Origin of the sequence: Runella sp. (assembly GCF_027484545.1) — a bacterium.
Classification (GTDB): Bacteria; Bacteroidota; Bacteroidia; order Cytophagales; family Spirosomataceae; genus Runella.
This window is the reverse complement of the sequence record NZ_JAIXST010000327.1, coordinates 1-5,116: the sequence shown is the minus strand read 5'-3', so window position 1 is coordinate 5,116 and position 5,116 is coordinate 1. Positions and strand designations below refer to the sequence as shown.

Here is a 5,116-nt window from a genome sequence, read left to right as displayed (position 1 = left end):
GGCTTTCAATATCTCGGGATAATTGATTTGCCCTGTTCCCAACACCACGCAGTTTTCGTTAGGAGTACTTCCTGCCTTACTGGGAGGAACGCCGATTTTAAGGTCTTTCAAGTGAATCAACTTGAAACGCTTAGGATATTTTTTGAGCATCGCCGCCGGGTCCTGACCGGGCAAGTGCATCCATACCACATCCATTTCAAAAAACACTAAGTCAGAATTGGTATTTTTGACGATATAGTCAAAATAGGTTTCTCCTTCGTAAGGTTCAAATTCAAATCCGTGATTGTGATAGCAGAACGTCAGACCGTTATCTTTCAGTTTTTGACCAAAGCGATTGAAATCTTCAATTGTTTTTTTAGCCAACTCCAAATCCATCGGGCCTTTGTGCGGCACAGAACCGATTCGTACAAATTCCGCTCCCAAGGTTTTTGCATTTTGAACTACAGTTTCCAGCTTATCGTTTAAGTCGGCAAAGCCCACCCCCAAGCTGCTGCATCGCATTCCGCGTTCATCCAGCAAGGCGCGAAGTTCAGGTGCTGTTTTTCCAAATAAATTAGAAAATTCAATGTTGGTGATACCCATTGCCTTGACTTTATCAAGAGTACCGGGAACATCCTTGGCAAATTCGTTACGAAATGTAAAAGAAACTGCGCCGGGCGTTTGTTTCAACATTTTGCCGAATTTTTGGGCGTTAGCCGTTGATACTAAACTTAGTAAGGCTATCACAAATAGCGAGATTACTTTTTTCATGATTGGGATTAAATACGTGAATAATTAGTTTCGTTACCTTTCAACTTATGACTTACGAAGGCTTTTTTCCAAAAAATCTACTTTTTTACCAAGCATCAACTGTAAACTTTAAACCGTGAACTGTAAACTCACTCCTCGTAGTTCATGTCCTTCGTAAAGGTTTCATCCAAAAAGTAAAGGGCAATCAACGCAATGACAACGACAGTAGCCCCAATGACCAACGCCCCGTTAGTTACGCCCAGGGAAGGTTTGAGCGCCACAAAAATCGCCCCCAACGGAATGGTTGCTCCTCGCACAAAATTGGGAACGGAGGTAGCTACGGTAGCCCGCAAGTTGGTTCCAAAAAGCTCGGCTGCCAAAATAATGAACAGCGTCCAATAGCCATTACAAAAACCGAGACAAGCACATAGAATATAAAATTGAGTATTTGTCGTAATGGGTGCCAACAAATAAACAACCATCAACGTAAACGACAGAATGATAAAAATCCCAATCGCTTTTTTGCGACTCTGAAGGCGTTGGCTCAACACACCACTCACAATGTCGCCGATGGCTTGTCCTGAAAAAGCAAGCATAACGGCTTTGCCCGCAATGACGGGATCAGGAAGCCCGCGACTCAGACCGAATTCGGGAGAGAAGGTAATCAAAATACCCACTACAAACCACAAAGGAACTCCGACCAAAATCGCCAACATGTACTTAGAAAAACGGCTTTTGGTGAACAGCATTCCAATGTTACCCCGACTTACTTTCTTATCTTTTAATTGGACAAAAAGCCCTGATTCAAACACGTTTACGCGCAATACCAGCAGTAAAAGCCCTAAACCTCCACCTACGTAATACGAGATGCGCCATTCAAACAAATCAGCTACAAAATAGGCCAAAACACCTCCCCATACGCCCATGGTTGCCACCAATATGGAGCCGTATCCGCGTAATTTTTGCGGTAAAATTTCGGCCACAAGGGTAATACCTGCCCCTAATTCACCTGCCAAACCAATACCTGCAATAAAGCGCAAAACCGCGTACTGAGAGAGATTAGTCACCATTCCGTTGGCGAGATTAGCCAACGAATAGAGTAAAATAGAACCGAAAAGCACCGACAAACGCCCTTTTTTATCGCCCAACACGCCCCACAAAACCCCGCCTATCAACAACCCGGCCAACTGCATATTGAGCAGAAAAACGCCTTCGGGCAGCAATTGGTCGCCTACGACACCCAAGGCTTTAAGACTGGGAACGCGCACCACACTAAACAAAAACAAATCGTACATATCCACTAAATAACCCAATGCGGCCACTAAAACGGGAAGTTGGAGAAGGTATTGAGAGGTAGTTTTAGGAGAAGAAGACATTGTAACAGCAAAAAATGAAAAATTGTAAAACAAAAAAAGCCCTCCCTTTTGGGGAGGGCGAGGTAAAAATTTAAACTTTATCCGGCAACATATAAGGTGCTCTATACTTGCGGGTCAGCATCGCATTGGCTTCCTTATCACCGGGGAATACTTCTTTTTGTGGGTCAAATTTAAGCGTACGGCCCAAACGATAGGAAATATTACCTAAATGCGCCAACGAGGCTGCCAAGTGAGCTGTCTCGACCGGGCCGTTCAATAGCTTCTTATCGTGCGCCCTTACGGCGTCCACAAAATTTTTGTAGTGATCGCCACCCGCATTACGAGCAGGTCCGGGTGTACGTTCTTTTCCCAAATAGGTTTTATAATCGTTGTAACCGTTGATGACCATATAGCCTTTGTCACCGTAAAAAAGATTACCCACTTCTACACCATCTTCTTTGTTGGTCATCCAAGGCCGTACTTCCACTTCAATTATTTTCTTTTGCTGCCGATAAATGTAAGAAGAACTGAGGGTTTCGGGCGTTTCTTTGCAGTCGTTCCACAGAAATTTACCACCTGTTGAGGTAATTTCCTCGGGCAAACCTACGTCCAAGCCCCACAAAGCGAGGTCAGTTTCGTGAATCCCTTGGTTGCCGATGTCACCGTTGCCGTATTCCCAAAACCAATGCCAATTGTAATGTACATAATTTTTAGAAAACTCCCGAGCCTGCGCCGGTCCTTGCCACAAATCCCAGTTTAAACCCGCCGGCACAGCAGACAAGCCTTGGTTTCCAATATCCGGACGCCATTTATAAATCAAGGCACGAGCCATGTACACATTCCCAATCAAGCCTTCGCGAAGGTGCTTGATAGCTTCCTGAATGGCTACCGAGCTGCGCAATTGTACGCCATGTTGCACAATACGGTTATATCTGCCGGCAGCTTCTACCAATTTACGACCTTCGTAAATATTATGGCAGGCCGGTTTTTCCACGTATACATCCTTTCCCGCCTGACACGCCCAAATCGCAGCCAACGCGTGCCAATGGTTGGGCGTTGCAATGCTCACTGCGTCAATGTCTTTATCTTCATAGACTTTGCGTAAATCCTGTTCCATCTTCACTTTTTTGCTGTACTTCTTTTCAAAATCAGAAGCGCGTTCCTGAAGCACCACGTTATCTACATCGCAGATAGTAGCCACTTCTACATTTTCCAATTTTGAGAAACCAGCAATATGGTCTTTCCCACGCCCGTTTACACCAATGACCGCCACACGAACGCGGTCGTTAGCACCAAAAGCACTGGCAGGAATAATCGTGGGGATTCCCAAAGCAGCAGTACCGACGGCGGCGGCTTTAATGAATTTTCGTCGGGAAAAAGGGGTATGTTTCATTGTATGTTTAGGATTTGATAAAAGTGAGCATAATAGATTTCCTCTATTACCCAAACTACCCATAGTAAGGCTATTTGGTGCGGGAAATACTTGCGTGACGGCGCTAAAAATGCCCTATTTTATTTTTGATTCCATAATCATCTCTTACCTAAAACCTGAAGCAAAAAAATACGTTTGAACCCTATAGTAATCAATCCAAATACGGATAAAACTTGACTTCCTACAACCGCGCCAGCGTCAACCCGCCGTCTACCATAAACACCTGCCCCGTCGAATAAGGGAAAGCGCCTTCGGCAATGGCAGCCACGGCTTTCCCAATGTCGTCAGGAAAGCCCCAGCGGGGTTGGACGGTCAGGCCATCAGCGATGAGTTTGTCATATTTGTCGGTGACACCCGCGGTCATGTCGGTTTTGATAACGCCCGGGCGCACTTCGTAGACAGGAATTCCGAATTCACCCAAACGCGCTGCAAACAACTGCGTGGTCATGCTTAAACCTGCTTTGGCCACGCAGTATTCACCGCGATTGACCGAGGCAACAGTGGCTGAAATAGACGATATAGTAATGATACAACCTTCAAAATCAGCATTCTCAGCTTTTTGCTGAATCATCCAATTAGCGGCGGCCTGAGTCAGAAAATAAGTACCTTTTAAATTGGTATTGACTACATAATCAAAGCTTTCTTCGGTAGCTTCCAAAATATCGGCACGTACTTTGGGCGCTACACCGGCGTTGTTGACCAGCACGTTCAGGCGTCCAAAATGCGATTTAATTTTCTCTACCATTGAAGTTCGTGCGTCACTTGAAGCAATATCGCCTTGACAATAAATCACTTCCGCGCCTAAACTGCGTAAATGAGTCAATGCCTCCTCAACAGAGGTTTCATCGCGCATTCCGTTGATGGCTAAATCAAACCCTTTTTTGGCTAAATGCTCGGCTATGCCCAAGCCTATACCGCGGCTGCCGCCGGTGACAAATGCTGTTTTTTTCATAACCTCACCCCAACCCTCTCCTTTCTGGAGAGGGAGTTCTTTTAATAAGCTAATAGAATATGTGCAGGAATTCCCAATTCATTGTGCAAAAACTTCATAAAGTTGATGCTCATTTGTTTTTTTCCATTCATAATTTCAGAAATGGTACTCTTACTCATTCCCATCCGTTTTGCTAATCCCGTTTGAGACAGTCCTCGTTCTTCCATCTCGTATTTCAAAGCTTCCAATGGACTTAGAGGTTCTATTTTATACTGCTTTTGCTCATACTCGTGTACCAATAAAGATAACACCTCCAATAAATCCCCCTCGGAGGTATTGGGCTTTGCATGAAAAATCGTTTCCAATTTTTTCAGTGCAAACTCGTATTCTTGTTCGGTTTTAATAGGTTTTATGGTTTCCATGACTCAAAATCTACGGTTTTAGCATCTATTCTATTGTACTCAGTGTGTGTTCCAATGAATTTTACAAAACATAATTGAAAGTCATAGTTAAAGGCTGCTATCAATCTGTATTTGTTCCGAGCTATATTAAACCTTGGATTCAAGTTTGAAGTGCAATTTGGTGTTTTAGAGCAAACTGGATGGGAGATAAATACCCAAGAGTTTTTCGGGGTCGGTTGTTTAGTTGATTTTCAATCCAATTTACGTC

General features: G+C 44.2%; 6 protein-coding genes. All 6 read right to left on the bottom strand.

Translation table 11 applies throughout. The features are described 5' to 3' along the window. Positions 1–750 (bottom strand): sugar phosphate isomerase/epimerase (locus Q0081_RS29315; protein WP_298361908.1); only part of this gene is annotated, 750 nt, incomplete at its 3' end. A gap of 128 nt (positions 751–878) precedes the next feature. Then, on the bottom strand, positions 879–2,105 hold the full coding sequence (locus Q0081_RS29310; RefSeq protein ID WP_298361905.1) for an MFS transporter: 1,227 nt from the start codon (positions 2,103–2,105) through the stop codon (positions 879–881). A gap of 70 nt (positions 2,106–2,175) precedes the next feature. Then, positions 2,176–3,477, bottom strand: coding sequence for a Gfo/Idh/MocA family oxidoreductase (locus Q0081_RS29305; protein ID WP_298361902.1), 1,302 nt, complete (start codon positions 3,475–3,477; stop codon positions 2,176–2,178). Between the two features lie 220 nt (positions 3,478–3,697). Continuing rightward, on the bottom strand, positions 3,698–4,468 hold the full coding sequence (locus Q0081_RS29300; protein ID WP_298361899.1) for a 3-ketoacyl-ACP reductase: 771 nt from the start codon (positions 4,466–4,468) through the stop codon (positions 3,698–3,700). A gap of 41 nt (positions 4,469–4,509) precedes the next feature. After that, positions 4,510–4,869, bottom strand: a complete 360-nt coding sequence (locus Q0081_RS29295; protein ID WP_298361896.1) for a type II toxin-antitoxin system HigA family antitoxin — start codon at positions 4,867–4,869, stop codon at positions 4,510–4,512. Beyond that, on the bottom strand, positions 4,857–5,012 hold the full coding sequence (locus tag Q0081_RS29290) for a type II toxin-antitoxin system HigB family toxin (protein WP_298361891.1): 156 nt from the start codon (positions 5,010–5,012) through the stop codon (positions 4,857–4,859). The genes Q0081_RS29295 and Q0081_RS29290 overlap by 13 nt, the downstream gene beginning before the upstream one ends. Positions 5,013–5,116: the final 104 nt, after the last annotated feature.

Excerpts from the sequence above, each read along its gene's own strand:
- Q0081_RS29300 (WP_298361899.1), bottom strand. The coding sequence starts at position 4,468 with ATGAAAAAAACAGCATTTGTCACCGGCGGCAGCCGCGGTATAGGCTTG.
- Q0081_RS29310 (WP_298361905.1), bottom strand. The coding sequence starts at position 2,105 with ATGTCTTCTTCTCCTAAAACTACCTCTCAATACCTTCTCCAACTTCCC.
- Q0081_RS29295 (WP_298361896.1), bottom strand. The coding sequence starts at position 4,869 with ATGGAAACCATAAAACCTATTAAAACCGAACAAGAATACGAGTTTGCA.
- Q0081_RS29305 (WP_298361902.1), bottom strand. The coding sequence starts at position 3,477 with ATGAAACATACCCCTTTTTCCCGACGAAAATTCATTAAAGCCGCCGCC.